General features: G+C 70.8%; 16 protein-coding genes. 2 read left to right on the top strand and 14 right to left on the bottom strand.

Annotated elements, in window-relative coordinates; all coding sequences use genetic code 11:
• Positions 1 to 108 precede the first annotated feature (108 nt).
• Positions 109 to 342, bottom strand: coding sequence for a hypothetical protein (locus LWC35_RS10685; protein ID WP_232869901.1), 234 nt, complete (start codon positions 340 to 342; stop codon positions 109 to 111).
• On the bottom strand, positions 342 to 620 hold the full coding sequence (locus LWC35_RS10680; RefSeq protein WP_232869900.1) for a hypothetical protein: 279 nt from the start codon (positions 618 to 620) through the stop codon (positions 342 to 344). Before LWC35_RS10680 ends, LWC35_RS10685 begins: the two co-directional genes overlap by 1 nt.
• Before the next feature lie 38 nt (positions 621 to 658).
• Here LWC35_RS10680 and LWC35_RS10675 point away from each other — a divergent pair, with 38 nt between their 5' ends.
• Positions 659 to 1117: an XRE family transcriptional regulator gene (locus tag LWC35_RS10675; protein WP_232869899.1), complete on the top strand. Its 459-nt coding sequence runs from the start codon at positions 659 to 661 to the stop codon at positions 1115 to 1117.
• A 162-nt stretch (positions 1118 to 1279) separates the two neighbouring features.
• Here LWC35_RS10675 and LWC35_RS10670 read toward each other — a convergent pair whose 3' ends face one another.
• Together LWC35_RS10670 and LWC35_RS10665 are read right to left on the bottom strand one after the other, a co-directional pair.
• A complete protein-coding gene (locus LWC35_RS10670) occupies positions 1280 to 2221 on the bottom strand; it encodes an NAD-dependent epimerase/dehydratase family protein (protein ID WP_232869898.1) in 942 nt (313 codons plus the stop codon).
• Positions 2222 to 2334: 113 nt separating this feature from the next.
• The gene (locus tag LWC35_RS10665) at positions 2335 to 3771 is read right to left on the bottom strand and encodes a helix-turn-helix domain-containing protein (protein WP_232869897.1); all 1437 of its coding nucleotides are present in this window, start codon (positions 3769 to 3771) and stop codon (positions 2335 to 2337) included.
• A gap of 161 nt (positions 3772 to 3932) precedes the next feature.
• Between LWC35_RS10665 and LWC35_RS10660 the strand changes: the two genes are divergently transcribed.
• Positions 3933 to 4307 carry an NUDIX hydrolase gene (locus tag LWC35_RS10660; RefSeq protein WP_308194514.1) on the top strand — a complete coding sequence of 125 codons (375 nt, stop codon included), beginning with the start codon at positions 3933 to 3935 and terminating at the stop codon, positions 4305 to 4307.
• Between the two features lie 53 nt (positions 4308 to 4360).
• On the opposite strand, the gene LWC35_RS10655 is transcribed toward LWC35_RS10660, so the two are convergent.
• The 10 genes from LWC35_RS10655 to LWC35_RS10610 all read right to left on the bottom strand — a co-directional run bounded on the left by LWC35_RS10655 (position 4361) and on the right by LWC35_RS10610 (position 16602).
• Positions 4361 to 4861: an Rv3235 family protein gene (locus LWC35_RS10655; RefSeq protein WP_232869896.1), complete on the bottom strand. Its 501-nt coding sequence runs from the start codon at positions 4859 to 4861 to the stop codon at positions 4361 to 4363.
• A gap of 1249 nt (positions 4862 to 6110) precedes the next feature.
• Positions 6111 to 7196 (bottom strand): CaiB/BaiF CoA transferase family protein, encoded by a 1086-nt coding sequence (locus LWC35_RS10650; RefSeq protein ID WP_232869895.1) that lies wholly within the window; start codon positions 7194 to 7196, stop codon positions 6111 to 6113.
• Positions 7189 to 7431 carry a GntR family transcriptional regulator gene (locus LWC35_RS39100; RefSeq protein WP_308194513.1) on the bottom strand — a complete coding sequence of 81 codons (243 nt, stop codon included), beginning with the start codon at positions 7429 to 7431 and terminating at the stop codon, positions 7189 to 7191. Before LWC35_RS39100 ends, LWC35_RS10650 begins: the two co-directional genes overlap by 8 nt.
• Entirely contained in the window at positions 7421 to 8584 is a 1164-nt protein-coding gene (locus LWC35_RS10640; RefSeq protein WP_232869894.1) for a CaiB/BaiF CoA transferase family protein, read from the bottom strand. Before LWC35_RS10640 ends, LWC35_RS39100 begins: the two co-directional genes overlap by 11 nt.
• A complete protein-coding gene (locus tag LWC35_RS10635; RefSeq protein WP_232869893.1) occupies positions 8581 to 9372 on the bottom strand; it encodes an enoyl-CoA hydratase/isomerase family protein in 792 nt (263 codons plus the stop codon). The genes LWC35_RS10640 and LWC35_RS10635 overlap by 4 nt, the downstream gene beginning before the upstream one ends.
• Positions 9369 to 10730 (bottom strand): phenylacetate--CoA ligase family protein, encoded by a 1362-nt coding sequence (locus tag LWC35_RS10630; RefSeq protein WP_232869892.1) that lies wholly within the window; start codon positions 10728 to 10730, stop codon positions 9369 to 9371. Before LWC35_RS10630 ends, LWC35_RS10635 begins: the two co-directional genes overlap by 4 nt.
• A 62-nt stretch (positions 10731 to 10792) precedes the next feature.
• The gene (locus LWC35_RS10625) at positions 10793 to 11905 is read right to left on the bottom strand and encodes an NDMA-dependent alcohol dehydrogenase (RefSeq protein ID WP_232869891.1); all 1113 of its coding nucleotides are present in this window, start codon (positions 11903 to 11905) and stop codon (positions 10793 to 10795) included.
• Between the two features lie 84 nt (positions 11906 to 11989).
• On the bottom strand, positions 11990 to 13555 hold the full coding sequence (locus LWC35_RS10620; protein ID WP_232869890.1) for an aldehyde dehydrogenase family protein: 1566 nt from the start codon (positions 13553 to 13555) through the stop codon (positions 11990 to 11992).
• A gap of 124 nt (positions 13556 to 13679) precedes the next feature.
• Positions 13680 to 15350, bottom strand: a complete 1671-nt coding sequence (locus LWC35_RS10615) for a sigma-54-dependent Fis family transcriptional regulator (RefSeq protein WP_232869889.1) — start codon at positions 15348 to 15350, stop codon at positions 13680 to 13682.
• Positions 15351 to 15393: 43 nt separating this feature from the next.
• Positions 15394 to 16602, bottom strand: a complete 1209-nt coding sequence (locus LWC35_RS10610) for an acetyl-CoA C-acetyltransferase (RefSeq protein WP_232869888.1) — start codon at positions 16600 to 16602, stop codon at positions 15394 to 15396.
• Between the last annotated feature and the right edge of the window lie 726 nt (positions 16603 to 17328).

The following is a 17328-nucleotide window of genomic DNA, read 5'->3' as shown; positions in this document are numbered from 1 at the left end:
CACCTGCCGTCGGCTGATGTGCGGTGAGAGCGGCCCGGCGGCTGTGTCCCGCCAAGAACCCGTCGCCGGGCCGTCCTACCTGGTCTCGCCATCGCGTCCACTCGTCGGTCATCGACCCGCACCCGCCTCCTGCTGGCCGCCCGTAAGAGCCGGCGTCGCGGCCCCGTCGACGGCATCCATGAACGTGCCGATCGCTGCGGGCAGGCCCTTCCCCACCGGCGTGGCGATGAACAGGACCAGGGCTAGCAGCGAGAACGCGATCGCTCCGCCAGCTGACCGAGCCTTGGAGCAGATGAAGGCCCCGACGATGGCCACGAAGATCAGCACTCCAACGGCGCCCATCACGCGAGCTCCCCACTCCGGGCGGCCCGGGTGTCCGGGTGCGCCATCACGAGCGCGTCGTCGCCCCCGGCGGCCCACGCCTCGGCAGCGGCCCGGCTGACGTACCAGCGGTTCCCAATCCGCCGAGCCGGCAGATGCTCCGGGATCAGCCGGCGGATCTTCTGGCAGTTCGCACTGGCGGAGCCGTGCTCCCCCACTGCGCCGAACCACAGGACGGCGACCTCCTCGACGGTCATCAGCAAGCCGGACCGCTCCGGCACCTCGATGCATTCCCTCATGATCAGCTCCCCTCGACTGCTCGACACTAGCATCAGTTGTGGTCAATATTGACGCCTACTGGACAGACTTGTGGGCAACACCGGCACCGATCGGTACCAGCGAGATCGGCGTGCCCTACCCTTCGCGCGTGGTGGAAAGCGAACGTGAGGACTGGTCCGCGGTGGCGACCGCGATCGGCTCACGCCTCGCCGAGACGCGCATGACGCAGATGGAGGTCGCGTCGAGCGCCAAGGTCTCGCTCACCACGCTGAGGGAGCTCCAGCACAACCTGAACCCCCGTCGTCGCCGCCCTCAGACGCTCGCGGCGATCTCCGAGGCGCTCGGCTGGCCCGCGGCCTACCTGGAGCAGGTCCTCCGCGGCGAGACGGCATCCGTTCACGCGGACGAAGCATCGGATCCGGTCCTGAAGGCCCTCAAGGGGCTCGAGGAGGAGGTTGCCTCGCTTCGCGCCCGGCTCGACCGGCTCGAGCAGCAGCAAGCCGACGAAGGCGAATAGCCCGCAGCTCCGCGATCGACTCGGCGATCTCGTCGAGCTGGCTCCGCAGCACCGCCACCCGCTGCTGAAACTCTGCGATCTCTGTCATGCACCACAGAGAACCGCAGATCAGGGCGCCGCAAGAGGGAGTCGCGAGTCGGAAGCCGCGTATTCCACTCGCGACTATTCGCTGACGGAATCTCTGCTGGTCACAGCGTTGTAGGCGTCTCGGACGATCTGACGAAGATCCGACCTCTCGGGCCGCCAGCCGAGATCCTTCTCGATCCGTGAAGGATCTGCGAGCAGCACCTTCGGCTCGTCTGCGGGTGGGTTGTGCCGGACGGGCAGCGGCCGCCCGATGACCTCCTCCACCGCCGCGATCACGTCGGCGATAGTCGAGCGGTTCCCGCTGCCGACGTTGTAGGCCTTCCACGTGCCGGGCTCGCACGCGTCCAGGGCGCGAACGAAGGCATCCACCATGTCGGCGACGTGAAGGTAGTCCCGGACAGCCGACCCATCGCCGTTCACCGTCAGCTCGGGCGCCTCACCGCGCGCCACAGCGATGATCTTCGGAATAAGCCGGCTCGTGTCGGGGTCTGCGTGATTGCCAATACCACCAGCGATGTTGAAGGCCCGGAGGCTCACGGCCCCGATGGCGCCCGTCGCAGCAACATCGGCGATCGCCCGGTCCGCAGCGAGCTTCGTGCTGCCATACGGATTTGTCGGCTGCGGGATCTGCGCCTCGCTGATCGGCTGCGGCACGTCCTCCCCGTACACGGCGCAGGTAGACGCCGCCACCAGTCGAGCGGGCCCGTCCTGAGCGGCAAGGGCTCCGAGCAGCGCGAGGGTCCCACCGACGTTCGTCTGCCAGTAGCCGACGGGATCCGCGCGCGAGTCACGAACCCGCACTAGCGCCGCGAGGTGACACACGGCGTCAGGCCGCTCAGCCTTCATGGCCGCAGCAACCGTCGGAGCGTCGAGGAGCTCGGCTTCGACCCGGCGAACGTTGGTCGGCAGCTCGCGCTTTGACCTCGTCAGCGCCGCCACCTCATGGCCTGCCCCCACGAGAGCGGCGGCGAGCGCGTAGCCGACGAAACCGGTCGCACCGGTGACTATGACCTTCATCAGCTGATCAGGCTATGCCCGGCCAGCCGCCTTCTTCGCCCTGCCCCTTCGCCAACCCTCCCCGCTGGTCCTGGAGGCAGACGGCCAGGCCTCAGACACCTGGGAGGCTGACCTCACCGACCGAGGAGTTCCTGCCGGTGCTGCCATGCCAGCTCGATACACGCGCGCGCGATCGGCGAAAGGGGCTCGTCCCGCAGCCGCTCGCGAGCCTCGGAGGTGAAAGGGATCCCGACTGCGGGCTTGTCCGCGTCCGTACTGACCGCGGCTCCCTCCTCGTTCACCGAGACCATGTCGCGGAACAGCTCGTCGAACACCGGCGCCTCGATCACCGCGACGGTGAGCAACTCGACCCACAACGTCAGCGGCTCCAGCACCAGCGCCAAGGCTGACACCCGGAAGTCGCCGGCCAGGCGAGCCCGCTCGAAAGACGCGAAGGGCTCCTCGCCCAGGTAGTCGATGGGGTCGACGCTGTTTCCGTCGTGCTCGGCGTTGCCGAGAAACTCTTCCGAGTACTCGCGCTGGATGTTGCGCCAGAACGAGAAGTCGTTGGCCTGGTGGGCCGGCGCGAGCGCAGCAGGCTGGAACGCGCCCGCCGGGACGACGTGGAACATCCCACCAGCCGCCGCGACCGCGCCCGCGTTGCGCTGATGCAGGTACATTCGGTGCCCGTCGATCGGGTCCCGCCGGATCGTCAGCGTGTTGATGCTCGGCAGCATCGGCCGCGCCACCAGGTCGAAGGGATCCTCGATCAGGCGCCGCAGCGGAAGATCTGCCGGGCTCGGCCGCTTGCGCCCGCGCTGCTGCCACGCGTCGGCGAACTCGTGTCCGACGGCCTCGCAGACGTCCAGGACGTCGAAGTAGCTGGTGTAGTTGAAGCCGAACCGTCCGCGCCCGCCAGACCAGTCAGCGGAGAGCAGCCGATAGCTCGCTCTGTTGTCGAGCAGTTTCGGCCGCGCGAGATCGCGCAGCGCGCGCGAGTACCGGTCGTAGGGCTCGCCCGTGGCGCGCAGCGACCGCACGGCTGCCGCCTCGTCGACCTTGCCCGTGATGATCGGGGTCGGAGACTCAGCCAGCCAGGTCATCGCGACGTCGGCGAGATCCACCGGCTGATCCGGCACCCAGCCGGGCCCCGCAAGCACCGTCGTCCCAGCGACGCGTTGCTCCTGTGGGTACAGCTCAGATGCGAGATCACCCAGCAGCGCACGGTTGCCGTTGAGCTCATGACGGACCTCGCACCACCGCTCCTGGCTCGTCCGCACAGGCCCGGGTTCCTCGCTGACCGCGCCCACCCTAGGCATCGCATCGCGGGAGTTGTCCGGCAGCACCCCGAGCCGCTCCGGGGGGATGCCAAGCTTCGACGCGATGTGGCGGAGCTCGACGACATCGCGAAGCGCCTGCGACCCCTTCTCCAGCTTCGACAGCCTCGACTGCGTCGTGTTCAAGAGCTTCGCCGCGTCCTGCTGGGTCAGCCCCTCGCGCTGCCGGTACCAGCGGATGATCTCCCCGACGTCGGAGCCGTCGGGAGGCGCAGCTGCCACGGTCTCGGCCACGTGGAGCCATGCTTCTCCACGATCCGCCCCTGCTTGCATCCGGCCCCCGCACGCTCGTGATCTCGGCGTCCTGGCGATCATGATCGCACTGAGGGCGGCGACTTCGCGGCGCTTCGACCAAAGATGCCCCAACCGCGACCGAGCTACCGGAAGCTGAGAGCGTGCCTGACTTCGCCGTGGTCGCTGTCGTCACCGGTCCTCGCGGCGTGCTGGTCGTGCGACGACGTGACGGGGTGCCGCCCTGGGTCTTCCCTGGAGGCAAGGTCGAAGCCGGCGAGACGCCGTCGGAAGCCGCACGTCGCGAGGTCCTGGAGGAGACCGGCGTCGAGGTCACCGTCGGGAATGAGCTGGGCCGGCGCGTCCATCCGATGACTGGCGCCTCGATGATCTACTTCGCTGCGATCGCTACAGCTTCGACGCCCACAGCGAGCGATCCGGCGATGGCCGAGGTGCGATGGGTTCGAGTCGATGCTCTCTCCGCTCTGATCCCTGTCGAGCAGATCTTCCCGCCCGTCCACCGGCACCTCGCGGGCTGAGTCGCCCGCCGGAGTGGCCCGGCGAGGTGTCGTGTCCTCGCCGGGGCCGCCGCTCACAGGATCCGGACCATCGTGCAGATCCACTCTTCCCTGCCGGTGATCTGGAACGTCGCCGCGAGCGCCCGACGTCGACCCCGCACCTGAAGCGAGCTCGCCGTCTCGATCCGGCACCGGTGCGGCTGCGACGGGTGGAAGCTGACGACCTTCGCCGCTCCCGTTCCCAGACATGGATCCACGGGTGCCGCCCGCAGGTAGCGCCCGACACCTGGCACCGCGAGGTGCGCAACCTGCCGCCACGCGCGGCGGCCGTCGAGCACCTCCATCAGCAGGACCAGCGTCCAGAAGGCCGTCCGGACCGCGTCGGCGCTCGGGACCAGGTCCTGAATCGGTGGAGCGGGCGCGACGACGGGCGCCGGGGCCGCCTCCGCTGCGACGTGTCCGCAGGTCGGGCACGGCCGCGGGACCGGCGACTCCATGTCGACCCGCCCGAACGTCGGTCCGTCATGAGTAGTCGCGTTGCGGTTCTCCTCGTGGTTGCGGGTCGGGGACGACATGGCGGCGGCTCCTCTGGTCCGGAACGGAACCGACCCGAGGCCTTGGCAGTAGCCGGTGGGCCGGTAGCGGGGCGCGGTGCGAAGCGCCCGCCCCTGCCGTCCGCGCCCGACTCCGCCCGGCGAGGCTCGCGGTCAATGGCGGCCGGAGGCCGTCGGCGCCAGCCGATGCGAAGCACCATTGACCGTGAGACCGGGCGGAGTAAGCGGCCTACCTGGGAGAACAGCCCGGCTGAGGCCGGTCCGAGGCACGCCAGATCCCACGGTCCGTTGCCCAGGGTTCACACAGCGACGCCGTCGCCGGACCCCAGACACGCATGCTCTGGCGGAGGCGGACCCCAATCCGCCCGGGCAGCGAGGCGGAACTCCGCGCGCGGCACGGCGCCCGTGGCAAGCAGTCGATCTTGCGGCGCGCTGCGCACCGAGTCGCAGATCGTGCGCGGCAAGGGCTCGTTGCGGCCGTCCGTCCGCCATGAGCGCGCACGAGACACCAGGAAGAGCGGTCCCTCGACGAGATCCTCCACGCTGCGGACGCCGCTGACTCTGACGGCTTGATGACCGCTCGGCTCTCCGGTTCCTGCGTCGGATTCGAGGCCATGACCGAGAGACAGGATGTATGCCGCTCTGGCGTCAACCGGGTAGGCACTCGGACGTTCGTCCGGACACCTGAAGTTGCAGTGTCCAGCGCTATCATGACCGACATCTGCGGCTGAACATCAGCCACGATCGTCAGCGTGCTAGGGGCCTTCTCCCCAGCAGGACGCTCATCGGAGCCCGTGGTGGAACACTCGGCTCCCCTCCGGCGGGCTCACGGTTCAAGTCCGTGGCGGTGCACAAGCGTCGCCGGTCAGCGTTACCGCTCTGATGTTCTCCCGTTTCCTGGAGCTAGTCACCGTTACCCGGCGCGAACTCCTGAAAGGGAGTCAGCTGTTCATCGTGGCTGGGTGACTCGCTGAGTAGCGCCGCAGGTCACAGCCCAGATTGTCCTTCGGGGGCCGGTGGCTGCGTCACGGCCCAGTGAGTAGGAGTCAGCTACTCACCGATCCTCACTGTTGGCCAGGACGCCGCGGTGCTTGAGGTGGTCGCCCTCATCCACCGCCACGGCCTCGACGAGCCCGACCGTTGTGGACTCGTCCTTGTTACAGAGGCCGCTGGCCCGCGTCGCGAGCACCGCCTTGCACCGACGTAGGCGTCGTCACCGTCCAGGACCAGCATCCACGCAAAGGCGCTTGGCCGGGGCAGGGCCCGCAACCTACAAACCCCCAGGTGCGGGTCGATCTCCGTCTGACGACTCAAGTGATATGGAGGCCTTACCGAGAGGGGTCCGAGAGAAGCGGGGCGCCGGAGCCGGCTCGATGGCTCCGTGAGCGTCGGTCACGAGGGTCCGGCGAGCTGCGAGATGCGCGTCGGCAGGCGCCTCCTCCAGCGAGAGGACCGGGGTGACGCACGCGTCGACGGAGGCGAACCGTCGGGTCCATTCGGCGCGGGTGGCGGTGGCGAACGCCGTGGCCAGGAGTGCCTTCGCCTCCGGCCACCGCTGCCGGTCCCATTGGTCCGGCACGACCGCGGCGTCGAGTTCGAGGACCTCCAGCAACCGCGACCAGAACTGCGGCTCGATGCTCCCGACCGCCATGTACTCGTCGTCGGCGGTGCGGTAGACGTCGTAGAAGGGAGCGCCCGAGTCCAGTTCGTTCTCTCCGGGAGGGCCCGGCCACCGGCCCTGGGCGAGCCGACTCCAGATCCCGGTCATGAGCAGGCCGACCCCGTCGACCATGGCGGCGTCGACGACCTGGCCGCGGCCCGAGGTGTGCCGCTCCATCAGGGCCATCAGCACGCCGGCCAACAGCAGCATCCCGCCAGCGCCGTAGTCGGCGACGATGTTGAGCGGAGGGACCGGGGCCTCGCCCCGACGGGCGATCGAGCGCAGGGCGCCGGTGAGCGAGAGGTAGTTGATGTCGTGCCCGGCCTGCGCGCTGCGCGGGCCGTCCTGGCCCCACCCGGTCATGCGCCCGTAGACCAGCCGCGGGTTCGCGGTGCACAGGTCCTCCGGCCCCAGACCGAGCCGCTCCATCACACCCGGTCGGTACCCCTCGATCAGGACGTCGGCGGCCTCGGCCGCGCGGTAGGCCCGCGAGCGGCCCTCCGCCGACTTCAGATCCACCTCTACGGTGTCCCGTCCACGCAGCAGCGCACCACCGTCCGGCGAGCCGCCCGGACGCTCGATCCGCAGGACGTCCGCCCCGGCGTCGGCCAGCATCATGGCGGCGAACGGTCCGGGACCGAGACCGGCGAACTCGACGACCTGCAGGCCCGTCAACGGACCCTGCCCGTCACCCACGTGCCCCTCCACGGCAGACCAGCAGATAACTTCCCGACTGACGACGGGTCTCCACCAGACCGGCGTGCCGCAGGCGGGCGAGCAGACCTCGGACCTCGTTGCGGCTGACGCCCCACAGCTCGGCCAGCCGCCGCTCACCCGGGAGACGGCTCTGGTCGGAGATCTCGGCGAGCATGGCGAGCACGAGCGCAGGCGGGCGCCCCGGCGCGTCGGTACGCAGATCGTCACCGTGCACGGTGGCTCGTCTCCTCCATCCGGGCCCCGAACTCCTTCTGCACGGCGCGGGTGTGCTCGCCCAGGTCGGGGACCCGCGCGCTGCGGACCACCCAGTCCGCGCTCGTGGGGGGTGGGCGGAGGGCGGGGGCGGTGCCGCCGGGGGTCGTGACCTCGTGCCACCGGCCGCGCTCGTGCAGCTGCGGGTGCGCCGCCAGGTCGGTGACGTCGTTGAGCCGGGCGTTCCCAATGCCGGCGGCGTCGGCCATGGTCTGGATCTCGGCGAGGTCGCGCGTGCGGCACCAGTCGTCGAGGACCGCGTCGAGCTCCGACCGGTGCCGGATCCGGTCGGCGTTGTGCCGGTAGCGCTCGTCCTCGGCCAGGTCGGGTCGCCCGAGCAGATCGGCGAGGCGGCGGAACTCGCGGTCGCTCGTGGTGCCGAGCACCACCGTGTGCCCGTCCCGCGTCGGGTAGGCCCCGTACGGAGCGATCAGCGGGGAGCCCATCCCGGCGGCGCGCGGTGCCGGCGCGCCGTGGACGACCTGGTTCAGCGCGAAGCCCATCATCTCGGCGACGACGTCGAGCATCGCCAGGGACACGACCGTCCCGCGGCCCGTCCGCTCGCGGTCGTACAGGGCCGTGACGATGCTGCCGAAGGCGTAGAGGGCGGTGCCGACGTCCGCGACCGGCACCCCGGGCTTGGCCGGGACCCCCGGCTCCCCGGTGATCGCGCACACGCCGCCCTCGGCCTGCACCAGCAGGTCGTAGGCCCGCTTGTGCTCCAGCGGTCCGCCCTCGCCGTAGCCGGAGATGTCCACGACGACGAGACGCGGCCTCCGCCGGACGAGGTCGGTGGGGCCGAGCCCGAGCCGGCCCAGTGCGCCGGGGGCGAGATTGCTCACGAAGACGTCCGCGGCGTCCAGCAGGCACTCGAACAACTCCCGGTCCGCCGCCTGGGTGAGGTCGAGCGCCACGGACTCCTTGCCGTGGTTGAGCCAGACGAAGTGCCCGGACATCCCGTGGACGACGTCGTCGTAGTGGCGCGTGGAGTCCCCGCCGACCGGGTTCTCCACCTTGATCACCCGCGCTCCAAGATCGGCCAGGTGGCGGGTGCACAGCGGCGCCGAGATCGCTTGTTCCAGGGCGACGACCAGCACCCCCCCGAGCGGGCTCACGTGAACCTCGGTGGGCGCTTCTCCCGGTGCGCCGCAACACCTTCGACGACGTCCGGGCCGCCGAACCCATGGAACTCCAGGCCGAGCGACGCCTCGAAGGCGGGCCAGGCCTGGCGGTACCAGTTGTTCAGGGCGTGCTTCGTCCACTGAAGCGCGCTCGGGGAGCCCGCTGCCAGCCGCACCGCGATCTCCAGGGCGCGGTCCTGGACCTCGGCGTCGTCCACACAGAGGGAGACGAGCCCGATCCGCTCGGCCTCCTCGCCGGTGAGCACCTCGTTGGTCAGCAGGTGGTACTTCGCCTTGGCCATCCCGCACAGCAGCGGCCAGCAGATCGCGGCGTGGTCGCCCGCCGCCACGCCGAGGCGGACGTGACCGTCGACGATCTTTGCCCGCCTCCCGACCACCGAGACGTCCGCGAGCAGCGCCGCGACGAGCCCGGCCCCCGCCGCGGGGCCGTTGACCGCCGAGACGATCGGGACGTCGCAGTCGATGATGTTGCGCACCAGGTCGCGGGCCTCCCGCAGCACTCTCGTCCGGGTCCGCCAGTCGTCCACCATCGACTCGACGAGGTCGAAGCTGCCGCCCGCGGAGAACGCCCGGTCCCCCGCGCCGCGGATCAGGACGGCGCGCACGGACTCGTCCCGGGCAACCGCCGTCCACACGTCGGCGAGGTCGCGGTGCATGTCCGCGCCGACCGCGTGCAGGTCCGGGCCGTCGAGCACGATGCGGAGCACGGCGGCGGCGGGCCGGTCGACCAGGAGCGTGGCGAATTCCTCGTAGGTCCTCATGCCCCCACCCTCTCCACCAGCGCAACCTTCACGTGGTCGGGACGCTTGAGCGTGCCCTCCGGCACGAGCTGCACCCGGCTCTTCACGTTCAACGCCGAGCGGACCCGGTCCTCGATGGCATTCCGCAGCTCCTCGTGCCGGTAGTCCTCCAGGTCGGCGGCGTGCTCGACGACCAGCGGCAACGGCTGCTGGGTCGAGTGACCGGCGAAGTCGACGCGGATCCGCATCTCCCCCGTCGTGGCAGGAGCCAGGCTGAGGACGAGGTCCTTGATCGCCGACGGGAAGACGTTGATCCCCCGAACGATCAGCATGTCGTCGGTGCGTCCGACACACCGCACCTTGTAGCCGGTACGCCCGCAGGCACAGTCCGTGCCCGTGACGACGACGTGGTCGCGGGTCCGGAAGCGCAGCAGTGGCGACGCACGCCGCCGCAGCGCGGTGTAGACGAGCTCGCCCTCGGCGCCCTCCACCGGTTCGACGCGCTCGCCGGTCTCGGGGTCGATGAGCTCGGTGACCATGAGGTCGGGCGAGAGGAAGTGCATCCCGTCGTTCGCCTCGCACTCTCCCCAGTAGGTGCAGGCGATGTCGGTGCCGCCCAACATCTCCCGCACCGTCGCGCCCCAGAGGTGCTCGAGGTTCTCCCGGACGCTGGGCAGGCCGGCGCCCGGCTCGCCGCCGACGCTGATCGCCCGGACGCCGAGATCCTGCGAACGCTGCCCGACGATCGCCGGGGCCTGTTCGCCGAGGTAGGCGAGGAAGTACGGTGTGCCGATGACCAGCTCCGGGCGCTGGTCGGCCTGGACCCGAAGCAGCCGCTCGGCGCCGGCTTCGGCTCCGATCGGGATGTCGACGATCCCCATGTACTGCAGGATCTGCACGATCGGGAGGCCGCCGACGAAACCTTTGCTCATGCCGAACGCGTGCAGCGCGCGGTCGCCCGGCCGGAACCCGTTGGCGTACAGGGCGCGAGCGCCGAGCTCGCACCAGGTGGTCACGTCGGAGGAGGTCAGCCCGACGTAGGACGGGCTGCCGGTGGTTCCAGAGGAGGCTTGGACCTGCACGATCTCTGAGCGGTCGGCGGCGACGTGGCGGCCCAGCGGCGGTGCGGCGGCCAGGCTGTCGCGGAGCTCCTGCTTCTCGGTGAACGGCAGGTCGGCGAGGTCGTCGACCGTGCGGATCCGGTTGGGGTCGACGCCGTGCTCGGCGAACTTGGCCCGGTAGAAGTCGCTGTGCGCGGCGAGGTGGGCGATCTGGTCGCGGAGGTTCGCGTCCTGGACGGCGCGGGTCACGGTGGCGGGCAGCGTCTCGATCTCGCTCCAATGCGAGGCGGAGAACGGGACGGCGGGCTGGACGTGCATCGGTGCCTCTCGAGAGGTGGCGGGCGGCCCGGGCGGGCGGGGTGTGCCCGCCCGGGCCGGGGTCAGGAGTCGAGGACGATCACGCCGCGGATGTTCTTGCCCGCGCGCAGGTCGTCGTAGCCCTGGTTGACGTCCTCCAGCCGGTACCGCTGGGTGATGAGCTCGTCGAGCTTGAGCTTGCCCTCGTCGTAGAGCCGCAGCAGCCGCACGATGTCGTACTGCGGGTTCGACGAGCCGAACAGGCACCCCTTGATGGTCTTCTCCATCAGGGTCAGCTCCATGCCCGAGATGTGGACCGTGAGCTTGGCCGGGTCGGCGAGGCTCGCGAGGCTGACGGTGCCGCCCTTGCCGATGATGTGGAAGGCGTCGCTGACGATCTTCTCGTCCGGGGTGCCGACGAAGATCAGCGCGCCGTCGGCCATCTGGCCCCAGGTCATCTCTTTGACCGCCTCGTGCGCCTCCTCGGCGGTGGCGAAGGCGTGCGTGGCCCCGAACTTGAGAGCGGTGTCGCGCTTGAACGGGATCGGGTCGATCGCGACGACGTGCCGGGCACCGGCCATCACCGCGCCCTGAACCGCGTTGATCCCGAGCCCGCCGATCCCGAAGATCACGGCGGTGTCCCCGGCCCGGATCCCGTTGTTGTAGACCGGTCCGCCCCAGCCCGCCGGCACACCGCAGCCCACGAGCACGGCGGTCTCCAGCGGCAGCCAGTCGTCGACCTTGACGACCGAGTGCTGCGAGACCGTGGTGCGTTCGGAGAAGCTTCCCAGCAGACACAGGCTGCCGAAGTCGACGCCGTCCTTATGGAACTTGAACGAGCCGTCGGGGAACCGACCCTCGAGGATCGTGGCGCCCATGTCGCACAGGTTCGAGCGACCGGAGGCGCAGTACCGGCAGGTCCCGCAGTTGGGGATGTAGCTGCACACCACGTGGTCACCGGGCTTCACCTTCGTCACACCCGGACCGACCTCCTCGACGATCCCCGCGCCTTCGTGGCCGCCGACGATCGGGTAGCGCGGCGGCATGTCGCCGTCGGTCAGGTGCAGGTCGGAGTGGCACAGACCGGCGGCGACGTTCTTGAGCAGCACCTCGCCCTCGCCGGGTCCGTCGAGGGCGAGCTCCATGATCTCGAAGGGGCGGTGCACCCCCAGGCTCACAGCGGCCTTGGTCTTCATGACTGGTCCTCTCGCGTCGTTGCGGTGTCCGGATCGATGCTCGCGGCGATGACCGGGAGCACTCTGTTCAGGCTTTGCACACCGTCAGACCCCGATGGCGATTGCCTTGGTCTCCAGGAACTCCTCGAATCCCTGGACGCCGCACTCGTGGCCGAGCCCGCTCTGTTTGTAGCCGCCGACCGGCAGGTCGCGGGCGTAGAAGAAGCCGCCGTTGACCGACATCATCCCGGAGCGCACCCGGCGCGCGACCGACACCGCACGATCCTGGTCGGCACTGAACACCGACCCGGCCAGGCCGTAGGCCGTGCCGTTGGCGAGCGCGATCGCGTCCGCCTCGTCCCGGTAGGGCATCAGGCACAGCACGGGGCCGAAGATCTCCTGCTGGGCGATGGTGGCGTTCCGGTCGACGTCGCCGAACAGGGTGGGCTCGACGAAGTACCCGGTGTCGAGATGGGCCGGGATGCCGCCACCTGCGAGCAGGGTCGCGCCCTCGGCCTCGCCTTTCTCGATGAAGGACAGGACGCGTTCCCGCTGGACCGCGCTGACCTGCGGGCCCTGGATCACCAGGGGGTCGCGGGGGTCGCCGTAGGCGATGCCGTGGTAGGCCGCGGTCGCCAGTTGCACGGCCTCGTCGTACCGGTCCTGTGGGACCAGGAGCCTCGTGGGCAACACGCAGCCCTGGCCGGCCGACCAGCAGACCATCCCGGCCGCGACCGGGACGATGTCGGCGATCGGGGCGTCGTCGAGCAGGATGTTGGCGGACTTGCCGCCGAGCTCGAGCGCGACCCGGCCGATGCGCTCGGCGCTATTGGTGATGATCTTCCTGCCGACGGCGGTGGAACCGGTGAAGTGGACCATGTCCACCCGACGGTCGGTGGTCAGGATCTCGGCGACCGCGTTGTCCGAGGTCGGCACGATGTTCAGCACCCCTGCCGGGATGTCGGTCTCCTCCGCCACGACCCGGGCCAGCAGCGTGGCGTGCCACGGGGTCTGCGGCGCGGGCTTGAGGATCACGGTGTTTCCGGAGGCGAGCGCCGGGGCGATCTTCGTCATCGCCGTGTAGAGTGGGAAGTTCCACGGGGTGATCGCCGCGACCACGCCGACCGGTTCCCGGGCGATCAGCCTGCGGGTCCCGGCCGCCCAGGGCTGGTCCGGCAGCGTGAGGTCGTAGTCGTAGGACTCCGCGAGCTCGGCGAACCACGGCAGCAGGTCGAGGGCGAAGTCGCTGTGGAAGGCGTGCGTCGTCCGTACCGCGGCTCCCACCTCCCACACCGCGGTGGCCCGCAGGTCGTCGGCCACCCGGACGAGGCCCGCGTGGAGCTGCTCGAGGCAGCGGCGACGGAAGGCGTGGTCGGTCGCCCAGGTCGTCTCGTCGAAGGCCCGCCTGGCCGCGGCGATGGCCTCCTCGACGTCCTCGGGCCCGGCGTCGGCGGTCGAGCCCATGACCCGCTCGGTGGTGGGGTCAACGTTGTCGAAACGAGCACCGGAGTGCGCCTCCCGACGTTCGCCGTCGATCAACAGGAGCGGGCTGCCGGACGGGGCCTGGTTCACCAGCTCCTGCAGGCGTACGTCGGGGTCGCGGGACCCCCACATCGCACCGAGGGCGGTCTGCAGCTCCGACGATGTCTGAGCCGATCCGGTGGCGGTCACGTCCGTCCCTTCGTCGGGGTGAGGACGAGGCCGCGTCGATCCGGCCCCGTCGCTGATCACCTTCGAAGGCTGCCCGGGTGCGGGTCGCGGTCCTGTTCAATCCTTGGACAGGACCGACTGCACGTCAGGCCTTGATCCGCAGCGTGCGAAGCCGGTTGTAGAGGGTGCCGCGGCTGATGCCGAGGTCTCGGGCCGCAGCCACCTTGTTGCCGTGGTTGCGCTCCAGTGCCGCGAGGATCGCGTCGTGCTCGGACCGCTCCCACGGGCTCATCCGCGCGGCCTCCGGCGCGGACCGGTAGTCCGGCGGAAGGTCGGAGACCAGGATGTCGCCGGCGCTGCGTCTGCCCGCGACGGTCCGCACGACGTGGGCCAGCTCCCGCAGGTTCCCGGGCCAGTCCAGCTCGGCCAGCCGGGCCAGCGTGGGCGGGGTGAAGCGGGCGGACCCTCCGGTTGCTTCGGCGAGCATCCGCCGGGCCAGCGCGGGGATCTCCGAACGCCGGTCCCGCAACGGGCTGAGCTCGACCCGCCCGAGACAGCGGAAGGCCAGGTAGCGGTGCTCGGGCCCGAGCTGTGCCATCGGTGGGCCGGTGAGCACGATCCAGGCGCCGCCTGCGATCCGCTCCCCCACGGCGCGCAGCAGGTGGTCGTCGAGGAGGTCGAAGTCCTCCACCACGACGAGGGCCTCCCCGGCCGCTGCGGTGCGAACCCGGTCCAGCCAGGCGACTCGTCCGACCTGGTCGACGTCCGCGCAGCTCACCCCGACTACGGTGGTGTCCGGCCCGGCGAGCTGCCGGGCGGTGTGGCTGCGTCCGGTGCCGGGTTCGCCCACCACCACCGTGGCGAGCCGGTGGGCGCGGCACCGGTCCAGCTCCCGTTCCACCTCGCCGGCCGCGATCGGGGCGACGGCAGTCCCGCGCCGCCGGGTGTAGACGGGCGCGAACGAGATCAGCGCGTTGCCCTGGCCGTCCGCGATGTCGATGGTCACCTGGAGGTCGAGCCCGCGGGCGGTGCCGAACCGCACGTCCGTGCGACCGAAGCCGGTGCGGGCCCGGTCGGTGAGCTCACGCAGCCGGGAGTGGTCGTCGGCGTCGAGGTGGTCCATCGCCGTCCGGTTGGCCACGACCACCTCGCCGTCCGCGCCGAGGGCGAGCAGGGCCCGGTCCTCGCGCCTGCTCGCAGCCGCGTCGAAGGCGGAGAGCAGCCGTCGCCCGGCGGCTCGCGAGTCGGCGAGCAGGGCCCGTTCGATGTCCTCGACGGCCTGGCGTAGGAAGGGCCCGAACAGCGGGTTCTCCTCGCCGGCCCGTCCCGCCAGGTCGAGCACCCCCTCCAGCCTGCGGGTGACCGGGTTGATGATCGGGTAGCCGTAGCAGCTGTAGACCCGCAGCGACTGCGCGAAATGTTCGCCACCGCGCACTGCGACCCCGCGGCGCAGCTCGAAGGGGGCGGCGATCGCATTCGTACCCGTGGAGTCCTCGGTGAACTGCCTGCCGAGGACGACGCCGGTGTGGTCGAGGACGTCGGAGATGCGGTGGCTGATCCGGCCGCGGTGCACGATCCGCGCGGCGTTGTCGGCGAGGACGGTGAAGTACGACGTCTCTGAGAGGGCGTCGGCGACGCGGTCGAGCACCGGGAGTGCGGCCCGGAGCAGCCTGCTCCCGGTGTCGACCTCGACGGTGTCGAGCCGCTCCAGGGAGAGGTCCGGACGCACGCCGGCGGACCAGGACCGCTCCCAGGAGGTCCTGATGTCGGCCGCCGCCGTGGCGGGCAGCTCAGCCGTGGCGGGCGCGACGTCCATGCCGACTCCTCCTATCAGTTCCCGCTTGACGGTAACCCGCCGATCAGGCGCTCTCCAGCACCGCGGCCATGCCCTGGCCGCCGCCGATGCACATCGTGGCCAGCCCCCGACCGCCGCCTCGGCGGCGCAGCTCGTGCAACAGGGTGGTGACCATCCGGACCCCCGTCGCACCGATCGGGTGTCCCAGGGAGATGCCGGAACCGAGCACGTTGAGCCGGTCGTGGTCGTGCCAGCCCCACCCCTCCAGCACCGCGAGCACCTGCACGGCGAAAGCCTCGTTCAGCTCGACGAGCGTCATGTCGTCGAGCAGGGTCCGGGTGTCGGTCCCGACCCGCGCCGCGAGCCGCTCCACCGCCGGAACCGGACCGAAGCCCATGCGAGACGGCGCGCACCCGGCCGCCGCCCAGGAGTCGAGGTAGCCAAGAGGCTCGAGCCCGAGCGCCTCCACCGCATCCTCGGCGACGACGAGGCAGGCGGCCGCAGCGTCGTTCTGCTGGCTGGCGTTCCCCGCGGTGACCGTGCCGCCCGGCATCACGGTCCGCAGCCGGGCGAGGCTCGCGGCCGTCGAGTCCGGGCGGACCCCCTCGTCCCGGCTGACCAGGACCGGCTCACCGCGGCGCTGCGGGACCTCGACTGGGACCAGCTCCGCGTCGAAGCGGCCCTGCTTCCAGGCGGCCGCGGCGCGCTGATGGCTGCGCGCGGCGTAGGCGTCGGCTGCCTCACGGGTCAGGCCGAAGTCCGACGCGAGGTTCTCGGCCGTCTCGACCATGCCGGAGATCGGGCCGAAGCGGGCCTCGGGCTGAGAACGCTCCCGGCCGCGGTCGAGGCGGTCGTAGAGCGACACCGTGCCCGCCCGGGCGCCCCACCGGACCGCCGCGGAGTAGTACTCGATTCGGCTCATGGACTCAACGCCGCCCGCCAGCACGACGTTCGCAGCGCCGGTCTGGACCATCATCGCGGCCGTGACCAGCGATTGGAGCCCGCCGCCGCAGCGGCGGTCCAGCTGCATCCCAGGCACGTGCTCAGGCAGACCCGCGTGCAACGCGACCCAACGGCCGACGCAGGGGACCTCGGAGTTCGCGTAGGACTGGGCGAACACGACGTCGTCGATCCGCTCGGGGTCCACCCCGGACCGCTCGACCACCGCCCGCACCGCGACGGCCCCGAGGTCCTCCACCGGAACGTCCCGCAAAGCGCCGCCGAACGTTCCTACCGGGGTCCTCAAGGGCTGGACGATGGCCGCTCGCCGCACAGGTTCTCCTCACCGAGACTTATCCGACAGGTCCACTCTCCGACCCCCGACGTCAGTGCGAGTGCCCAAAGTTTGCACACCCGCCAGGTCGACCACGTCGTGCGCTTCCGAGCCCGGGCTTCCGCGTACCGGGACCCGACAGCGTCGTCCCCGGGGACGGTGGTGAAGCCGTCCTCCTGCCCGACGGACGGGTAGTCGGTGTAGCACTTGCGGCCACCGCTGTAGAAGGTCTCCCGCACCGGGACGGTGAGGGGTGCTCAGTATGCAGTGCCCTCGGCTCGACCGCCGGGGCGTGGCCGCGGTGGGTGAACCACCGGTCCTCGGGGTTGCGCCGACGGCGCGACCGGCAGCGCAGCGCCCGGCTGCATGTCCCGGGGACAACGCGCCGACGTGCAGAGCCAGAGCTGGGCGACCCTGGACATGCCCGACGGCTGCGGCCATCGGACGGCCTCGCCGCCGCCTTCGCCCATCGCGCACTCGTGCGCCGTGGTCAGGAGGCCACCGAGCTGACGGCCATACCCGACTACGCCGAGCCCGGTCTCGGCGTCGCGCTGATCCCCCAGAGGGGGCGCTCGCCTGCGAACACCCGCTGCAGACGATCCCGGTCGCCGCCGACCTGTCATGGACCCTCGCGGTGGTTACCTACGCCGAGCACCCGCCGTCCCGGTCCCTTGCCGCGTTCCTGGACCTCGTACACGAGCACATCCGGCCCGAGCGGGCCTTCTG

The sequence above is a fragment of the Pseudonocardia kujensis genome (assembly GCF_021283305.1).
GTDB classification, from domain to species: Bacteria; Actinomycetota; Actinomycetes; order Mycobacteriales; family Pseudonocardiaceae; genus Pseudonocardia; species Pseudonocardia kujensis.
The sequence above is the reverse complement of the archived record's forward strand: the minus strand, read 5'-3'. Positions and strand labels throughout refer to the sequence as shown.